Raw genomic sequence first — 16,876 nt, 5'->3', positions numbered from 1 at the left:
AGTTTTATACTGAAGCTGAATTGTTCAAATAACGTCGGAACGGAAGCATTTCCAAATAAACGTTTTTGATTTTATCATCAAATCCGTGTTGAAGCACCTCCTTTCTATCAAATTCATGAACCACGGCAAAGGTTTTATTTTTCAATAATTCTATATGTGGATGGTCATAGCTGTAACCTTTAGGTGCATTGGTCAAGCGTTCATCCTTGTAGAGTTCGCCAAATTGTTTTTTAAAGGAAGGGCTATCCAATATCGCTTGTAACTCCTCGCCATTATAATCAATCCCCTCTCGGATACTACGAAGGGTTTTAGAATCTGGTCTCCAAAATCCTCCTGCCAGTAAACATTGTTTTACACCTATTTCGATATAAAAATCCGCTGAATTTGGAGCCTTGTCCAAACCCGCTCCAAAGTGATCTTTGTAAATAGGTTTATGTGGATGGAACATGAGATTGTTATTGATTCTGTTGATTCCCTTTTTACCAGGAGTGGAATAATAATGGTCATCTAGTTGCTCCATGGTCATATCCAATTGATCCAACCAAGCGATAAAGTCCATCCGCAGGGATTTATACCATTTTCTATTGGCGTCCATCCATTCTTTGGTATTGTTTTTCTGGAGATGCTCCAAAAATTGAAAAAGGTCTTTGAAATCCATGTTATGAATTTGAAAGACCTAAAATAAAACTATTTCCTGCTAATTAATCTAAAATCGATTATCTCCCATTACGATATCACCAAGGCCGCCTAGAATACTTCCTTCTCCCTTATCTTTTCCTCCTCTGGGTATCGAAGCCAGCACCCTACCGGCAAGTCTGCTAAATGGTAATGATTGAACATAAACAGTGCCGGGACCTCTAAGTGTGGCGAAGAACAAACCTTCACCGCCAAAAACAGTATTCCTTATTCCGCCAACAAATTCTATGTTATAATCCACGGTATGCGAAAACCCTACGATACAACCCGTATCCACTTTTAAGACCTCTCCTGGCGCAAGTTCTTTTTTTGCCATGGTACCTCCAGCATGGACAAAAGCCATTCCATCACCTTCCAGTTTTTGCATGATGAATCCTTCACCTCCGAACAAACCTCGCCCTAATCGTTTTGAGAACTCAATACCCACTGACACACCTTTGGCTGCGCATAGAAAAGCATCCTTTTGACAAATAAATTTCCCGCCAGTTTCTGACAGGTCAATAGGAAGAATTTTTCCCGGGTAGGGTGAAGCAAAACTCACTTGCTTTTTACCTTGGCCTATATTCAGGAATGCAGTCATAAAAAGACTCTCCCCTGTCAATAATCGTTTACCTGCGGAAAACAATTTACCCAATACCCCAGAATCTTGATTGGAACCATCTCCAAAAATGGTGTCCATCTGTATATCGGTATCCATCATCATAAAACTTCCTGCTTCAGCCACAACGGCTTCCTGCGGGTCAAGTTCTATTTCAACATATTGCATTTCCTCCCCGTAAATCTGATAATCTATTTCGTGTGCATTCATTTTTTTATCGTTGTTTTTAATTGACAATCATTAGTTGAGCATTTGGCTGATTTGTTACAAATGAATTATGGACTTGAACATACGAACCTTCCCGCCATAGCTTGTTGTTAACGACAATTATTGCTTATCGTTCCCAATACAGATAAGATGTTTTAAAGTTCGGTGGTACAATTTACCATTTGCTACTGAAGGTGTATTTACAGACCATGTTTTACCCATTGGACCTAAATCATTAAGACTGACCAATGCTGTTTCATCAAATTGTTCCACTTGACTATCAATACAGTATACAACTCCCAACATTGTAGTAAAATAGATTTTTCGATTAATTGCGATAGGATTTCCATTAAAATTCCAGTGCCAACCGTCACGCCGAGATCGTTTGTCATTGGAAACATCCAATCCTCTAGAATTTATCGTTTCCGTCGTCAATTCTTGGTTCCAGATATAGGATCTACCGCTATTTCCATACGTTACTTGAACTGGGACTTGTAAATATTCTGCTTTTCCGGAGTTTAAATTTATTCGTGCGATTGAATATTCCGGACCAATGTCCTTCCTATAATTTCCCGATTTAAAACAAAGAAAAAAGAGTTGGTCATCCACTACTATGTTGGTAAACCAAGCAGGAAAAACATTGATGTTCAAATCCTTTTGGATATCTACATTGGTTCTTACCATATAGGAATTAATATCATTGTCGTATGTGCGCACATCGGCATTTGCGGTCAATGATACCTTCCTTTGTAGTTTTCCTGTTTTAGAATCCAAAATATGAACCACACCTTCCTTTTCTGTATACCAAATCGCATAATCCGCGTTCCAAGTGGCATTATACAATGCAAGACCTTCATCACTGTCAAATTTCCATAACCGTTTGCCATTATCTAAATCAATCAAGGAATAGCCTGTTGGTGACTCTGGAACTTGATGATGCCCTCCCCTACCAATCAAAACAGCGGGTCTTCCGTCAGCTGTGGTTGAATAGACAGGTGTATTGTAATGTGTCAATGCATCTTCAGAAATCCAGTGTGCCACGCCAGTTTTTTTCTCAATTCCGTAGAGATAGTTCCAGCCATAAGTACGATTTCCGTCTTTTTCCCAATAGGTTTCCATATTAATGACTAGGTCGTCGGTCATAAATGGTTCAAATTGCTTATTGAAAGGAAAATGTATGCCATCCAACTCTTCCACTGGATACCAGGCTCTTTCCCAAACTAGGTTACCTTTAAAATCGAAACAACTAAGATTTCCACTAGCATTGTAAAACCAAACAAATTGGCCATCCGTAACCGGTCCTGGTGTGGAAGAATCGCTAAAACCGTACATATATTCGCTTGGTGCGCTACCTTTCAGTTCTCTTTCCCATATTATATGTCCATCATTGGCATCGATACAAAGAGCAAGAACATCTTTTCCTTTGATAGTTTGACCTTCTTTAACTTCCAGTATTGGTTTCATTACCGTTAAGAAGATGGTGTCTTCCCAGATGGCGATTCCACTTTGGCCGCCTTCAGGTAATTCGGCAGTCCAAAGGATGTTTTCACCTGTAGTTACGCTAAACTCTGTCGGGATTTTATTTTCTGTTGATAAGGTCCAATTACCATTTGGACCCGAAGACTGAGGCCAATTAGTAGCTGTCTGGCCCATAGCAGTTATGCAGATGAAATTTACGATGACAATTATAAGCGTGTACTTCATGATTTGTTATGCTCTCAAATCGTTTCCGAAAGGAATATGTTATGATTTTTTAAGTTTCACGGTCCACTCAAAATTAAAAACCGAAACTTGAACGCCATCTTCGTTTACGCCTACGGATTTCATCCAGAAGGTCTGCCCCTCGCCGGTTTCAATTGTTTTTTGAATGGCTTCGCCAATTAAATGACCATCTTCACAAGTAAAGGTGATGCGACCCGTGGCCTTTTTGGTAAAGGTGGCGTTGTTGTTAGCAACCAACATGGAAATCTTCTTTCCACTTTTTTGAATTTGACTGATAACCATAGCTCCTGTACTTAGCTCCGCTGCCATACCCTGTACTGCCCAAAACATGGAGTTAAACGGATTCTGATTGAACCATTTATGCTTTACACTTGTTACCGCCTTTTGGTCATCAATAAATTTTAAGCGAACGCCGCACCACCAAGCGGAGGGTAACTTAAAAAAAGTGAAACTGTTGAATTTACTGGGATTAAGAGCCATAATTTTTCTATTTGCGCTTAAAAATAACTAAAATATTCGCCATTTCCATTTGTTAAATATATGTTAATATTTAGTACTTTGTTTTGCATAGTACCCTCCTTTGGATATATATTTGCATCGTAAGCTAATAGGTTAACCCCTCTTACAACCAAAAATCATCAATTAAAAATGGCAGCAACATTAACCAAACACGAAAGAAATTTATCAGCGATCATACACGCGTCCACTTTTTCAAAGTACTTTATTCCATTCGGGAATTTCATCCTTCCATTGATATTATGGACGGCAAACAGAAAGGACTATGCCTTCGTGGATTACAACGGTAAACAAGCATTGAATTTTCAAATCAGTATGTTATTGTATTCAATTTTGGTTGGTATGATCAGTATACCCTTCTTTATAGGTTTTTTACCTGACCTATTCGATTGGAACTGGTTTGGATTCCATGGATTGAACGATTTGAACAATCTGAACATCCACATCAATAGCGACGATTTTAGGTTTGGCAGGATATTTTGGCCAGCAGGTATTGCCGGTTTATTACAAGTAGCATTAGTGGTTATCAATGTAGTTTACACCATATTGGCTACGATCAGAACCAATGAAGGTCAGGAATTCAAGTATCCCATAACCATTAAATTCATCAAGTAATAGGCATACGAAACACCTAACGAAGTTTATTCATCAATCAAAAAACAAACATCAATCAAAGCAATCAATCAATCAAAAAACGTTTCCGTACCCGCTTCTCATCAAAGCGGGACGGTACGGAAACAAAAAACGAACAGTTAACAAGAACCCGAACCTAGTTCGGCAAAATAAGAACCATGTAATTATGAACATAGAAAACACAAAAGCACAAATGCGCAAAGGGGTTCTGGAGTATTGCATATTGTCTATCCTTAGGGATAAGGACAAGTATGCCTCCGAGATACTTGGTGCCCTAAAAGACGCTAAGATGCTGGTGGTGGAAGGCACAATTTATCCGCTGTTGACGAGGCTGAAAAATGCAGGACTGCTCAACTACCGATGGGAAGAATCCACTTCTGGACCACCAAGAAAATATTACGCACTAACCGAAACAGGAAAATTGTTCCTTAACGAACTAAACGGTACCTGGGATGAACTTAGAAATGCAGTTAATCTGGTAACCAACACAAAATAAAAAAAGCAATGAACAAAACAGTAAATATAAATCTAGCAAATACCCTCTTCCACATCGATGATGAGGCGTATAACAAGCTGAGACGATATCTAGAGTCGATAAAACGATCATTCTCGGGTACCGCAGGAAGTGAAGAAATCATATCCGACATTGAAGCCAGAGTTGCAGAGCTTTTCTTGGAGAAGATGGAAAACGAGCGTCAGGTCATCACTCAAAAAGAAGTGGACGCAGTCATAAATATCATGGGGCAACCGGAAGACTATATGGTTGATGAGGATATTTTTGAAGACGAACCAAGAAAAACCCAAACCCAGACCACACGAAGGACCAAAAAACTTTACCGTGATATCGAACAAAAGTATATTGGTGGCGTATGTTCCGGATTGGAGCACTACTTGGGTATCGATGCCCTTTGGTTACGTTTAGGATTCATTCTGCTGACCATTTTCAGTGGATTTGGTTTAATCGCCTATATCTTATTGTGGATTTTGGTTCCAGAAGCCGCCACAACCTCCCAAAAACTGGATATGTCGGGAGAGCCCATCAACATCAGCAATATAGAACGCAAAGTAAAAGAGGGGTTTGATGATGTTGCGGACAAAGTAAAAAATGTTGACTACGAAAAAGTGGGCAACAAGGTCAAAAGCGGCTCCAAGACCTTTTTCGATACCATCGGGGATATCATCATGTTCTTTTTCAAGATCTTTGGTAAATTCATAGGAATACTCTTGATCATTATTGGTGCATCCACGCTTATAGGACTGTTCATTGCCATGTTCACCGTAGGTTTATCAAATGCAATAAGTATTCCCGGAGTGGATTTTTATGAAATCATAGGCACTACCAACGTACCAGTGTGGTTAATGTCCATTTTGATATTCTTTACCGTTGGTATACCATTCTTTTTCTTGATGTACCTAGGCCTGAAGATATTGGTGACCAATTTAAAATCCATTGGGAACATTGCCAAGTTCTCGCTTTTAGGTCTTTGGTTGATCTCCATGGGTACCTTATTTGCCTTAGGTGTACGCCAAGCAGCTGAATTTGCAAACGTAGGCAGTGTAAACAATAGAGAGAACATTTTTATTGAAAACGCAACGGACACTTTACTTGTGAAAATGAGAGGATCCGAATTGGAATTCAATATGGACGATGTACATTTTGGACGAATGCGTTTTACTTACGACGATAACGACAAGCGCATTCTAATTTCTGACGATGTGGATGTTAAAGTTAGAAAAGCCGAAGACGATGCCTTTTCCATCAATGTTCGAAAAGATTCACACGGAAATACAACTTTGAATGCTCGCGAGCGGGCCAAAACAATAAGTTATGGTTATGAAGTTGCTGGAAGCACCATCTTTTTGGATGATTTTTTGACTACACCGCCATCCAGCAAGGCAAGAAACCAAGAGATTACCTCAACGATTTATATTCCGGAGGGTACCTTTATCAAGTTTGAAGAATCCGCAAGAGGTCATATCGGGAGAGGAATTAAGAATGACCAAGATTATTACAGAAGTTCAATCGTAGGCCATCTGTGGACAATGGGTGACGATGGTGAACTGAAATGCCAGGATTGTCCAGAAGAACCCGAAAGTGATGAAACGGAAAACGGGGGATCCATAATAATTGACAAAGACGGAGTTAATATCGACATCAAGGATCAAAATGATGAATTTCAAATGAAATTGAATGAAGACGGTATTAGCATTAAAGCCGGCGATACTAACAATTGAGAACCCATTTTAAACAATTGGGAAACATTTAATAGAGAACAACAAGCATAAACACGAAATTTAATCAATCAAAAAAAACAACAATCATGACAACATTAGCAAGAATCGCAATCGCAGTACTGATGGCTTTGATGGCCTCCTCCTGCAAATGGGATATAGATTTTGGTAACGGACAAAGAGGTAACGGCCAAGTGGTAGAAGAATCGCGAAAAGTAAATGAGGAATTCACCGTAGTTTCCGCATCTGAGGGAATTGACGTGTACGTTACCCAAGACAGCGAGTTTAAAATTGATGTCGAAGCTGACGAAAACATTATCGATCTTATAGGAACCGACATTAAAGATGGTAAACTACGTATCCACGCTATTGAAAACATAGGCAGAGCCACAAAAAAGGTGTATGTAAGCCTACCTGATGTTTCTGGCTTAAAAAGCTCCAGCGGTGCTGATTTAATAGCCCAGAATGTTATTGAGACCGAAAAAATTGAATTGGACGCCAGTAGTGGGTCCGACCTTCATGTAGAATTGGTAGCGGTTGAGGTATCTGCCGATGCAAGTAGTGGCGCGGATATAAAGGTATCAGGACGTACAGATATGCTATATGCCGATGCCAGCAGTGGTGCGGATATCAGAGCTCGTGATCTTATGGCCAAACGCTGCAATGCTGATGCCAGTAGCGGTTCGGATATAGCTGTAAATGTATCAGAATCCTTGATAGCTGATGCCAGTAGCGGTGCGGATATTTCATATACTGGAGAAGCAAGTGTACAAACCAACAAATCAGTATCTGGAAGCGTGCACAAATACTAAACATATACAATTACCATCCAAAGAATTTTGGTTGTTTAGCGGACAGACCAAACCAATCTGTCACAAAAGCCTAGCGATTGCTAGGCTTTTTGTATTTATCTTAATATTTTGATATATATCTAACTATCAGTCGTTTTTATTGATTTATTCTTAAAAAAATCATACCTTATATGTGAAACCGAAACACTAATATAAAAACACGCTGCCATGAAAAAACTACTGGGATTACTCATTTTAGCATTCATACTAATTTCCGCAACCATCAGTACAGTAGCACCCGCTCCTTTTCATTCAATTGAAGGGACATGGGAGCTTCAAAGTTTTTACAATTATGACGACGGTGTAAATATTTCGGATACAGTTCCAACATCAGATGGTTACCGGCAGGTAAAAATGTATTACAATGGAAAAATCATGTGGAGCAGGCATGCACCAAAAGATTCACTGGATTGGTTTGGTTACGGTACCTATAAAATTACCGCAGATTCACTCATCGAAAGACTGGAATATGGTTCAGCACCTATGATGTCTGCTTTGGATACACTACGTGTTTTCCGGTTTGAATTGGAACTGACCGAAGACACGTATAGCCAAATTAGCTATGATGAAGAAGGCAATAGAACCTTCTCGGAGAATTACAAGCGCATCGATTAATTGAATTAGCACTCCACTAAAAAAGGCGCCTTGAAATTGAGGCGCCTTTTTTACATTTTCTTTAGACAACTTAATTACACAGCTGCCTCTTCCTGACTTTCTACAGCTGCCAAATACCTTTCAGCATCTAAGGCTGCCATACAGCCGGTACCTGCCGCCGTTATTGCCTGACGATACTCCTTGTCCTGGACATCCCCACTGGCAAAAACACCTGGTTTATTCGTTTTTGTGGATTTGCCCTCCGTAATAATATAACCGGTATCATCCATCTCCAATTGACCTTTGAAGATATCGGTATTTGGTTTATGCCCTATGGCAATAAACAACCCGGTAATTTCAATATCTTCCTTTTCCCCTGTTTGGTTGTTCACCATTCGCAAACCTTCTACCACCTGGTCACCTAAAACCTCATCCACTTCAGTATTATATCTGACCTCGATGTTTTCCAAGCTATTGACCCTATGTTGCATAGCCTTGGAAGCTCTCATATGGTCCTTTCTTACCAACATGGTGACTTTTTTACAGATATTGGCCAAATAAGAAGCCTCCTCCGCAGCAGTATCACCTGCCCCAACTATGGCAACCTCCTGACCTTTATAAAAGAACCCATCACAAACTGCACATGCAGATACACCTCCACCACGAAGTCGTTGCTCACTTGGTAGATTAAGATACTTTGCGGTTGCTCCTGTGGAAATGATGATAGTCTCTGCTTCAATTTGCTTGCTATCGTCTACAGTAACCCTATGAATACCTCCTGGTTCATCGCTAAAATCAACAGCGGTAACCATACCTATGCGCACTTCGGTACCGAAACGTTCGGCCTGTTGTTGTAATTGCACCATCATTGTAGGACCATCAACGCCCTCCGGGTATCCAGGAAAGTTATCTACTTCCGTCGTGGTGGTCAACTGACCGCCAGGTTCCATACCGGTATAAAGTACTGGTTTTAAATCAGCTCTTGAAGCATATATAGCTGCAGTGTAACCAGCAGGTCCTGAGCCTATAATTAAGGTCTTTATTCTTTCTATTTGTTCTGACATAACGTATTATCCACTAAAATTTCTTTTACAAAAGTAGGTTTTTTGATAAAAAACTTACAGTAGGCAACAGGGTATTTAAAAGTAGTTATGCACAAGGCAAGGAAAAGAAAAAATTTGCCTAAAATAAGCGTGAAAAAGGAAAAGAGTCCGGGTCTCGACTCTTTGTCCAAACGTGCAGGTTAAGTGTATGGAGAATATTATGCATTGAAAAACCGATGGCCAAGGGGCTCAACCTCAAAACCCCCTAGCACAACGGTAACCTCATGAAAACCAGATTTGGGTAAGGAACGCTTAAAAAGTGTTCTCAGAATACTATCATTCTGGACAGTCGGAGGTTTGTTTCAAAATCTAAATGATCGTTTATCATTTCCGGTACAAACATAGCGTGGCTATAGATTAAATCTACCTGCCAATGGATCAATGCCCCTTTTGCGTTCATGGATACCCTTTTTGGATCAACGAATGAAAAATGAGGGCCGTATCTTTGATGCACGGTAATCGAAATTGGAATAATTTCTTTACCCTTATCAATATTCAATGCATCAGCATAAATCATATCATGAAAGAACACCACTACCAGACACAACTAAATTGGACCGGAAACACCGGTGAGGGAACCAAGAATTATCGGTCCTATGAGCGTGATTTTGAACTAACGGGAATAGGCAAAAACCATGTGATCAAAGGTTCCTCTGACCCAAGTTTTAGAGGTGATAAATCACGCTATAACCCTGAAGATATATTTGTTAGTTCCATTTCATCCTGCCACATGCTCTGGTTTTTGCATCTATGCAGTACCCATAAGATAATCGTAATGGAATATCAAGATATCGCCACTGGCATTATGAAAGAAGCCAAGGATGGCAGTGGAAAGTTTAGAGAGGTAACACTAAATCCTGAAGTAACTGTGCTAGGCGAGGTTGAACCAAAATTGATTGACCAACTACATCATGAAGCAAATAAAATGTGCTTTATCGCCAACTCTTGTAATTTTCCCATTTATCACAAACCTTCGGTACGTAAGTACTAAACTTTCATTTTCTAAGTAAAAGGTACTTATTAAATAGTATCAGGTTACAATTTTCAATAGAAAACGGTATCCCGTAGTTCTTGAATAATTTTTCTATATCTTGTAGAAACGATATTAACCCATTTCCAATCAACCACATTATATCGATGAAAACCAACTGGGTTCTTTCCTTTTTTCTTCTCGCCAGCATAGGGATTACATTCTCCCAACAAAAAAAAGTATACGATATCGGAATTTTGGCCGATTATCGAACTTCAGAAGTTCAACCTTTATTACAGCAACTTCAGCACGAAATTGAAAGTGTGGTAGGTGAAGATGCCGTTATTTCCTTCTCAGAGTCCAACATATTGATCAACAATTACGATTTGGAAACCGCAATGTCCAACTATCAGACATTGATGGAAAATGAAACGGATATTGTTCTGGCATTCGGTCCGGTCAACGCTCACATTATCAATCGCCTGAAGACCCATGACAAACCAACAATCATGTTTGGAGCGGTAAACCAGGATATCCATATTTTGGATTTAACCAAACCTACTTCTGGTCAGGAAAACTTCTATTATTTAGTGGAATCGGAATCGTATAGTACAGATTTAAAAAAATTCAAGGAATTGACCGATTTCTCCAATTTGGGGGTTTTGGTAGAAGCACCATTAATGGGAATCCTGCCACTTAAAGAAACTTTTGATCGGCTAACCAACGAACTGGATGTCGATTATAAGCTGATTCCATTCAGTACCTATGATGACATTCCAGCACAGCTAGAAGGAATAGACGCCGTTTATATTGCAGATGGTTTTTATTTAACCTCAGATCAAAATGCTGCACTTGCCCAGGTATTGATTGAGAAGAAACTCCCATCCTTCACGGTAAATGGCCCGGATGACGTCAAGGGCGGTTATTTGGCTACCAATCAAGCTAAGGACAATATTGACCAGTTCTTTAGAAGGATTGCATTGAGTATCGAATCCTACATCAACGGAACTTCGTTAGGTGATTTACCCGTCTACATTGAATATACACCACGATTGACCATTAACTTCAACACGGCAAAGGCAATTGGTATACCTATTAAATATAGCCTGATTGCGGAAACCGATTTTGTTGGGGATTTCAATAAAACTGCATCCCAAAAAAAATATGGGTTGCTGGAGGCCATTGATCAAGCAATTGGAGCCAACTTATCCCTATTGGCCAACCAAAAGGATGTTGAACTTAGTGGACAGGATATTAAAAGTGCACAAAGTAACTATTTACCTTCTTTGACAGCGAATGCCAATGGGACTTACGTTGATCCAGATTTGGCAGCAATCACCAATGGTCAAAATCCAGAATTTTCCACAGCGGGTAATCTAACATTAACCCAAACTTTGTTTTCGGAGGGTGCCAACGCGAATATTTCCATTCAAAAAAGTTTGCAAAAAGCGCAACAAGAAAATTTCAATGCGGCACAATTGGACTTGGTATTTGATGTGGCCAATGCCTACTTCAACACGCTCATACTAAAGGCAAATGCTCAAATTCAAAGCCGAAATCTGGAGTTGACCAAGCGAAATCTTGAAATCGCCGAGCAAAACTACGATGCAGGGCAATCTGGCAAATCGGATATGTTACGATTCCAAAGTCAAATGGCTCAAAACACCCAATCCATGGTAGAGGCCATAAATTCGCTGCAACAGGGATTTCTCTCTTTGAACCAAGTCTTGAACAATCCCATGAGTTTGGATATTGATGTAGAGGATGCCATTTTGGGCGAAGGGGTTTTTGAAAGTTACAATTATGACGAGCTCTTTGGTCTATTGGATAATCCTTCCCTTAGAGAACCTTTTGTGGATTTTTTGGTTGAAGAAGCGTACAATAATGCGCCGGAGTTAAAATTTCTGGATTACAATCTGGATGCAACGGAACGTAATCTCAAATTGAATTCATTAGGTAGACTTCTTCCAACATTGGCGTTGCAAGGACAGTACAATTCAACCTTCAATAGGTCTGGGGCTGGAAGCACCCCACCACCAGGTTTTGGATTGGTGGATAACAGCTACAATGCCACATTGAATATTTCACTACCCATATTCAATCAAAATCTGACGAATGTAAACCGTCAGACGGCCATTATCCAAAAAGAGCAACTGCAAATCAATAAGGACAATACAAAATTGGGTATTTCTGCAGGAGTAAGGAACGGTGTATTTAATCTGGTGAACCAAATTTCCAATATCCAACTTTCGGAAGTATCTGAGAACGCTGCAAAGGAGGCCTTGGAGCTTACGCAAAACTCCTACTCCAATGGCGCAGTGAATATTGTGCAGCTCCTAGATGCTCAAAACAACTATTTAAATGCCCAATTGGCGCGGGTAAATGCAAGCTATAATTACCTCATAAATGCAATACAGTTGGAACGTATAATGGGGTATTATTTCTTATTGAACACCGATGCCGAAAACGACGCGTTTAGACAGCGTTTTTTCGACTTTTTAAACACAAGGAACTAACTAAATATAGTGTCATGAAATTACAACTGGCTCCAATTAAATACCTCTTTATTGGTCTTCTCATAAGCTCCTGTGGAAACCAACCTGAAGAACAAAAAGTGGTGCTACGTCCTGTTAAATACAACACGGTTGGATTTATCGGAGGCGAAAATACCAGAAGCTTCAGTGGAACCGCCCAAACAGATAAAATCATCAATTTAAGTTTCAGGGCTTCCGGGATTCTTACCCAAATGGACATAAAACTTGGACAGCAGGTAAAAAAAGGGCAATTATTGGCAAAACTGGACAACGTACAATCGCGTTTAGCTTATGAGCAATCATTGACCGATTTAAATAGTGCAGCTTCTCAGATGAATACGGCAAAACTTAGTTTGAATCGGGTTCGTTCACTCTATGAAAAAGGAAGTTCTTCACTGAGCGATTTTGAAGCGGCAAAAAATTCCTATAATACCGCTCAGGAAAGCCATAAATCAGCCAAACGCGGAGTGCAGATTCAACAAGAGCAAATCCAGTTTGGCTATATCTATGCTCCTGAAGATGGTATTATTGCATCAGTTACAGCTGAATTGGATGAAAATGTACAAGCGGGGCAAGCAATTGGGGTGTTGAATGCAGGTGCGGATATGCAAATCACATTAGGAATCCCTGAGAGTGTTATTAATCGTGTAAAGGAAAATAGTAAAGTAAGCATTGGGCTATCAGCTTTAGAAGGTGTGCAATTTGATGGAGTGGTAACCGAGGTAGCTCCTGCTTTAGACTCAAACACGGCTACTTACCCAGTAAAAGTTACCGTAACCAACCCTACGGATGACATTAAAAGTGGTATGGCGGCAAATGTCATGTTCAATTTTGATGATGAAGGTTCAGGGGCCAAAAGTTTGGTGGTGCCCACGCAAGCCGTTGGGGAAGACAGTCAGGGTAGATTCGTATTCCTACTGGAATCTGAAGGTGAAAAGGTAGTCGTAAAGAAGCAGCATATTTCCATTGGGGAGTTGTCCTTGGAGGGCTTTGAGGTCACATCAGGATTAACTGCCGGTCAAAATATTGCCACAGCAGGGTTGCAAACACTTTTAGACGGTCAAGAAGTACGATTACAGCAACCTTAGAACCCTAACCCAACGCTTATGAATCTCGCAAAATTTGCAATTGAGAAAAATCGCATCACCATAATGGTGTTGACGACCATTATTCTATTGGGTATAAACATGTATTTCAATTTATCCCAGGACAGTATGCCGCCTTATACGGTTAGGGTAGCTTCGGTGGTATCCCAATTCCCGGGTGCAAGTCCAGAAAGGGTGGAGCAATTGGTCACGGATAAAATTGAAAAAATTGCACAGGAACTTCCCGAATTGGATGAGGTTAAAAGTACCTCCCGAACCGGTTTGTCCGTAGTGAATGTGACCTTAAAGGATGAGGTGGCCAAGGAAGACATGCAAGCAGTTTGGGATCGCCTTCGCAGGAAACTAAATAGCTTGGGAGGTTTACCACAAGGTGTGACCCCAAATCTACAAGATGATGGTATTGGAGAAGTATACGGTATTGTTGTAGGTCTTACTTCAGACGGGTTTTCCTATGCCGAAATGAAGGAATATGCAGATGATATCAAAGACGATCTAATCAAATTACCAGATGCGGCTAAAGTTGAAATCGGAGGGATACAGGATGAACGTGTATTTATCGAATTTGACAATAGTAGACTGAAGGAATACGGATTATCCGCTTCCAAATTACAGCAGAGTATTTCTGTAACCAACATTCTGAATTCAGGAGGTCAAATCAATGTCGGTGATGAGCGAATCATCTTGGAACCGACCGGAAACTTCAACTCGGTGGATGACATCAGCAATATGTTAGTGGCCGTAGGTGATGGATCACAATTGGTTAAGTTGGGTGATATTACCAATGTCACTAAAGGATATATTGACCCTCCTAAACAAATTGTGAGTGTAGATGGTAAAAACGCTCTTACCATGCACGTGAATCTAAAAGAGAACAAGAATGTTGTAACCCTCGGTGAACAAATCAATCTCGTTGTTGCAGATTGGCAGGGCCGCTTACCTGTTGGCCTGGAATTAACGCGTGTTTCCTCTTTGGACGATTATATCGATGTGAAGGTGAGCGACTTTATGGTCAACCTATTACAGTCCATTAGCATTGTGCTTTTAGTTATGCTTGTGTTTCTAGGAATTCGAACTGGATTCGTAATTGCCAGTCTCATTCCAATTGCAACCATCATGACCTTAATGGTCATGGGACTTATCAATGTGGGGCTCAACCAAGTTACCTTGGCTGCATTGATCATGGCACTGGGAATGCTTGTGGACAATGCTATCGTAGTGGCCGAAACCATAATGGTGAAATTAGAAAAAGGCATAGCCAAAAAGCAGGCAGCCACTGAGGCTTTTTCCGAGTTATGGATGCCATTGTTGATTTCCACGTTAACCACCTCTGCAGCCTTCTTGGCTTTTTACCTCTCTCCTACCACAATGGGAGATATTGTCGGGCCAATTTTCGTGGTCATCAGTATAGCCTTGATATCTTCTTGGATCATTGCGCTTTCCGTAATTACACTGTTCTGTTACATGTTCTTGAAAGGGAATGATGGAGGCGAGAATAATCCCAGTTTGGTGGACAGGATTATTGCAAGTATGAAGGCCTACTACAAAAACCTGATTTTACTTGCACTATCAAACAAATACAAGGTCATTGGTTTTATTTTTCTTGCTTTCATTGCATCATTATATGGTTTTACAAAGATTGCATTTGTGTTCTTCCCAGATAGTGATAGGAACATGATTACCATTGACATAAATTTACCGGAGGGAACGCGCATAGAAAGTACCCAAGATGTAGTAGCCCATATTGAAAATTACCTGAGCGATTCCCTAAAAGTGAATGCAAATAGAACCAAAGGGGTTACGAGTTGGTCATCCTATATCGGGGAGGGACCAGAAAGTTATGATCTAGGTTACAATCCAGATGAGGCCAATTCAAACTATGCCCATATACTGGTAAATACCACTTCATTTAATGAAAACAACGAAATCGTTGCAAAGTTGGATGGCTATGCCTTCAGTAATTTTCCAAATGCCGATGTTAAAGTAGGCTTACTTGGAAGCGGGGGCGGAGGAACTCCGATTGAAATTAAAGTTTCTGGAGCTGACCCAGATGAGCTTTCAAATATTGCTGAAGCAGTCAAACTGCGCCTTTCCAGTATTCCCTCAACCAAAAACGTCAAGGATGATTGGGGGCCAAAAAGTAAGAAGTTCTTGATTCAAATTGACCAAAACAGAGCGCAATCCGCAGGTATAACCAACTCGGATATAGCCACTTCTTTGCAAACTGTCCTAGACGGGTTTCAAACAGGGGAGTATCGTGAAAACGACAAATCAATACCAATATTGATGCGTAGTGGTGATAGTCAACAACAGACTTTGGCATCTTTGGAAACCTTGAACATATATGCCCAAAACTCTGGGAAAAGTATTCCACTGTTGCAAGTAGCCACTATAGTTCCTGACTGGCAATACGCTAAAATCAAAAGATTGGATTTAAAACGCACCATAGTTATCAGTAGTGAGCTACGTGAAGGTGGAAATGCCTCGCAAGTTACTGCCGAAATACGTCCATGGATGGAAGAACAAGTAGGCAACTGGCCAGAAAGATATACGTATAAATTTGGTGGAGATGCGGAAAGTACCGCAGAGAATATGGGCTCAGTTATAGGATTTTTACCAATATCCGGGTTTATCATTGTTTTGTTATTGATTATCCAATTCAACTCGTTCCGAAAAATGAGTATGGTGGTATTAACCATCCCCTTGGCAATAATTGGAGTTGTCATAGGACTTTTGGTCTTCCAAGAACCTTTTGGGTTTATGCCATTTTTGGGTGTTATTTCCTTGGCCGGTATTGTAATCAACAACGCTATTGTATTAATAGACCGGATGGAGATTGAACGGAACGAATTGAAACGTTCCGAACAAGATTCGGTAATTGCTGCTTGCCTTCAACGTTTCAGACCTATTCTTTTAGCAACATTTACAACGGTTTTGGGCTTAATTCCACTTTACGTAAGTGGCGGTGAAATGTGGGAAGGAATGGCAGTTAGTATAATGATCGGCTTGTTGTTCGGTACTATTATCACCCTGTTGTTTATTCCTGCACTCTACAGTGTCCTATTCAAGGTAAACTATAAGGAATACGAATTCAATGAAAGCCTTTTAGAGGACTAA

General features: G+C 40.3%; 14 protein-coding genes. 9 read left to right on the top strand and 5 right to left on the bottom strand.

Going from position 1 to position 16,876, the window contains the following annotated elements; genetic code table 11:
* Nucleotides 1-4: 4 nt before the first annotated feature.
* From M3P19_RS02765 to M3P19_RS02750, 4 genes are all read right to left on the bottom strand, one after another.
* Complete coding sequence (locus M3P19_RS02765) at nt 5-658, bottom strand: DUF2461 domain-containing protein (protein WP_249656090.1); 654 nt, start codon at nt 656-658, stop codon at nt 5-7.
* A gap of 48 nt (nt 659-706) precedes the next feature.
* On the bottom strand, nt 707-1,504 hold the full coding sequence (locus M3P19_RS02760) for a TIGR00266 family protein (RefSeq protein ID WP_249656089.1): 798 nt from the start codon (nt 1,502-1,504) through the stop codon (nt 707-709).
* 117 nt (nt 1,505-1,621) lie between these two features.
* Nucleotides 1,622-3,205, bottom strand: a complete 1,584-nt coding sequence (locus M3P19_RS02755; protein WP_249656088.1) for an outer membrane protein assembly factor BamB family protein — start codon at nt 3,203-3,205, stop codon at nt 1,622-1,624.
* 39 nt (nt 3,206-3,244) lie between these two features.
* The gene (locus M3P19_RS02750) at nt 3,245-3,703 is read right to left on the bottom strand and encodes a DUF4442 domain-containing protein (RefSeq protein WP_249656087.1); all 459 of its coding nucleotides are present in this window, start codon (nt 3,701-3,703) and stop codon (nt 3,245-3,247) included.
* Nucleotides 3,704-3,871: 168 nt separating this feature from the next.
* On the opposite strand from M3P19_RS02750, the gene M3P19_RS02745 reads away from it, so the two are divergent.
* The 5 genes from M3P19_RS02745 to M3P19_RS02725 all read left to right on the top strand — a co-directional run bounded on the left by M3P19_RS02745 (nt 3,872) and on the right by M3P19_RS02725 (nt 8,070).
* Nucleotides 3,872-4,354, top strand: a complete 483-nt coding sequence (locus M3P19_RS02745) for a DUF4870 domain-containing protein (RefSeq protein ID WP_249656086.1) — start codon at nt 3,872-3,874, stop codon at nt 4,352-4,354.
* Between the two features lie 184 nt (nt 4,355-4,538).
* Nucleotides 4,539-4,868, top strand: coding sequence for a PadR family transcriptional regulator (locus M3P19_RS02740; protein WP_249656085.1), 330 nt, complete (start codon nt 4,539-4,541; stop codon nt 4,866-4,868).
* Between the two features lie 8 nt (nt 4,869-4,876).
* Nucleotides 4,877-6,607, top strand: a complete 1,731-nt coding sequence (locus M3P19_RS02735) for a PspC domain-containing protein (protein WP_249656084.1) — start codon at nt 4,877-4,879, stop codon at nt 6,605-6,607.
* 86 nt (nt 6,608-6,693) lie between these two features.
* Nucleotides 6,694-7,416, top strand: coding sequence for a head GIN domain-containing protein (locus M3P19_RS02730; RefSeq protein WP_249656083.1), 723 nt, complete (start codon nt 6,694-6,696; stop codon nt 7,414-7,416).
* Nucleotides 7,417-7,623: 207 nt separating this feature from the next.
* Nucleotides 7,624-8,070 carry a DUF2147 domain-containing protein gene (locus tag M3P19_RS02725; protein ID WP_249656082.1) on the top strand — a complete coding sequence of 149 codons (447 nt, stop codon included), beginning with the start codon at nt 7,624-7,626 and terminating at the stop codon, nt 8,068-8,070.
* Nucleotides 8,071-8,144: 74 nt separating this feature from the next.
* Here the strand turns inward: M3P19_RS02725 and trxB are convergent, their stop codons facing one another.
* Entirely contained in the window at nt 8,145-9,113 is a 969-nt protein-coding gene (gene trxB, locus M3P19_RS02720) for a thioredoxin-disulfide reductase (protein ID WP_249656081.1), read from the bottom strand.
* Nucleotides 9,114-9,672: 559 nt separating this feature from the next.
* On the opposite strand from trxB, the gene M3P19_RS02715 reads away from it, so the two are divergent.
* The 4 genes from M3P19_RS02715 to M3P19_RS02700 all read left to right on the top strand — a co-directional run bounded on the left by M3P19_RS02715 (nt 9,673) and on the right by M3P19_RS02700 (nt 16,876).
* Nucleotides 9,673-10,143 carry an OsmC family protein gene (locus M3P19_RS02715; RefSeq protein WP_249656080.1) on the top strand — a complete coding sequence of 157 codons (471 nt, stop codon included), beginning with the start codon at nt 9,673-9,675 and terminating at the stop codon, nt 10,141-10,143.
* A 146-nt stretch (nt 10,144-10,289) separates the two neighbouring features.
* A complete protein-coding gene (locus M3P19_RS02710) occupies nt 10,290-12,638 on the top strand; it encodes a TolC family protein (RefSeq protein ID WP_249656079.1) in 2,349 nt (782 codons plus the stop codon).
* 14 nt (nt 12,639-12,652) lie between these two features.
* Nucleotides 12,653-13,744, top strand: a complete 1,092-nt coding sequence (locus M3P19_RS02705; RefSeq protein ID WP_249656078.1) for an efflux RND transporter periplasmic adaptor subunit — start codon at nt 12,653-12,655, stop codon at nt 13,742-13,744.
* Nucleotides 13,745-13,762: 18 nt separating this feature from the next.
* Nucleotides 13,763-16,876, top strand: a complete 3,114-nt coding sequence (locus M3P19_RS02700) for an efflux RND transporter permease subunit (protein WP_249656077.1) — start codon at nt 13,763-13,765, stop codon at nt 16,874-16,876.

Origin of the sequence: Flagellimonas spongiicola, assembly GCF_023502425.1 — a bacterium.
In the GTDB taxonomy this organism is placed as follows: domain Bacteria; phylum Bacteroidota; class Bacteroidia; order Flavobacteriales; family Flavobacteriaceae; genus Flagellimonas; species Flagellimonas spongiicola.
The sequence above is the reverse complement of the archived record's forward strand: the minus strand, read 5'-3'. Positions and strand labels throughout refer to the sequence as shown.

Excerpts from the sequence above, each read along its gene's own strand:
- M3P19_RS02765 (WP_249656090.1), bottom strand. The coding sequence starts at position 658 with ATGGATTTCAAAGACCTTTTTCAATTTTTGGAGCATCTCCAGAAAAAC.
- M3P19_RS02760 (WP_249656089.1), bottom strand. The coding sequence starts at position 1,504 with ATGAATGCACACGAAATAGATTATCAGATTTACGGGGAGGAAATGCAA.
- M3P19_RS02755 (WP_249656088.1), bottom strand. The coding sequence starts at position 3,205 with ATGAAGTACACGCTTATAATTGTCATCGTAAATTTCATCTGCATAACT.
- M3P19_RS02750 (WP_249656087.1), bottom strand. The coding sequence starts at position 3,703 with ATGGCTCTTAATCCCAGTAAATTCAACAGTTTCACTTTTTTTAAGTTA.
- M3P19_RS02745 (WP_249656086.1), top strand. The coding sequence starts at position 3,872 with ATGGCAGCAACATTAACCAAACACGAAAGAAATTTATCAGCGATCATA.
- M3P19_RS02740 (WP_249656085.1), top strand. The coding sequence starts at position 4,539 with ATGAACATAGAAAACACAAAAGCACAAATGCGCAAAGGGGTTCTGGAG.
- M3P19_RS02735 (WP_249656084.1), top strand. The coding sequence starts at position 4,877 with ATGAACAAAACAGTAAATATAAATCTAGCAAATACCCTCTTCCACATC.
- M3P19_RS02730 (WP_249656083.1), top strand. The coding sequence starts at position 6,694 with ATGACAACATTAGCAAGAATCGCAATCGCAGTACTGATGGCTTTGATG.
- M3P19_RS02725 (WP_249656082.1), top strand. The coding sequence starts at position 7,624 with ATGAAAAAACTACTGGGATTACTCATTTTAGCATTCATACTAATTTCC.
- trxB (WP_249656081.1), bottom strand. The coding sequence starts at position 9,113 with ATGTCAGAACAAATAGAAAGAATAAAGACCTTAATTATAGGCTCAGGA.
- M3P19_RS02715 (WP_249656080.1), top strand. The coding sequence starts at position 9,673 with ATGAAAGAACACCACTACCAGACACAACTAAATTGGACCGGAAACACC.
- M3P19_RS02710 (WP_249656079.1), top strand. The coding sequence starts at position 10,290 with ATGAAAACCAACTGGGTTCTTTCCTTTTTTCTTCTCGCCAGCATAGGG.
- M3P19_RS02705 (WP_249656078.1), top strand. The coding sequence starts at position 12,653 with ATGAAATTACAACTGGCTCCAATTAAATACCTCTTTATTGGTCTTCTC.
- M3P19_RS02700 (WP_249656077.1), top strand. The coding sequence starts at position 13,763 with ATGAATCTCGCAAAATTTGCAATTGAGAAAAATCGCATCACCATAATG.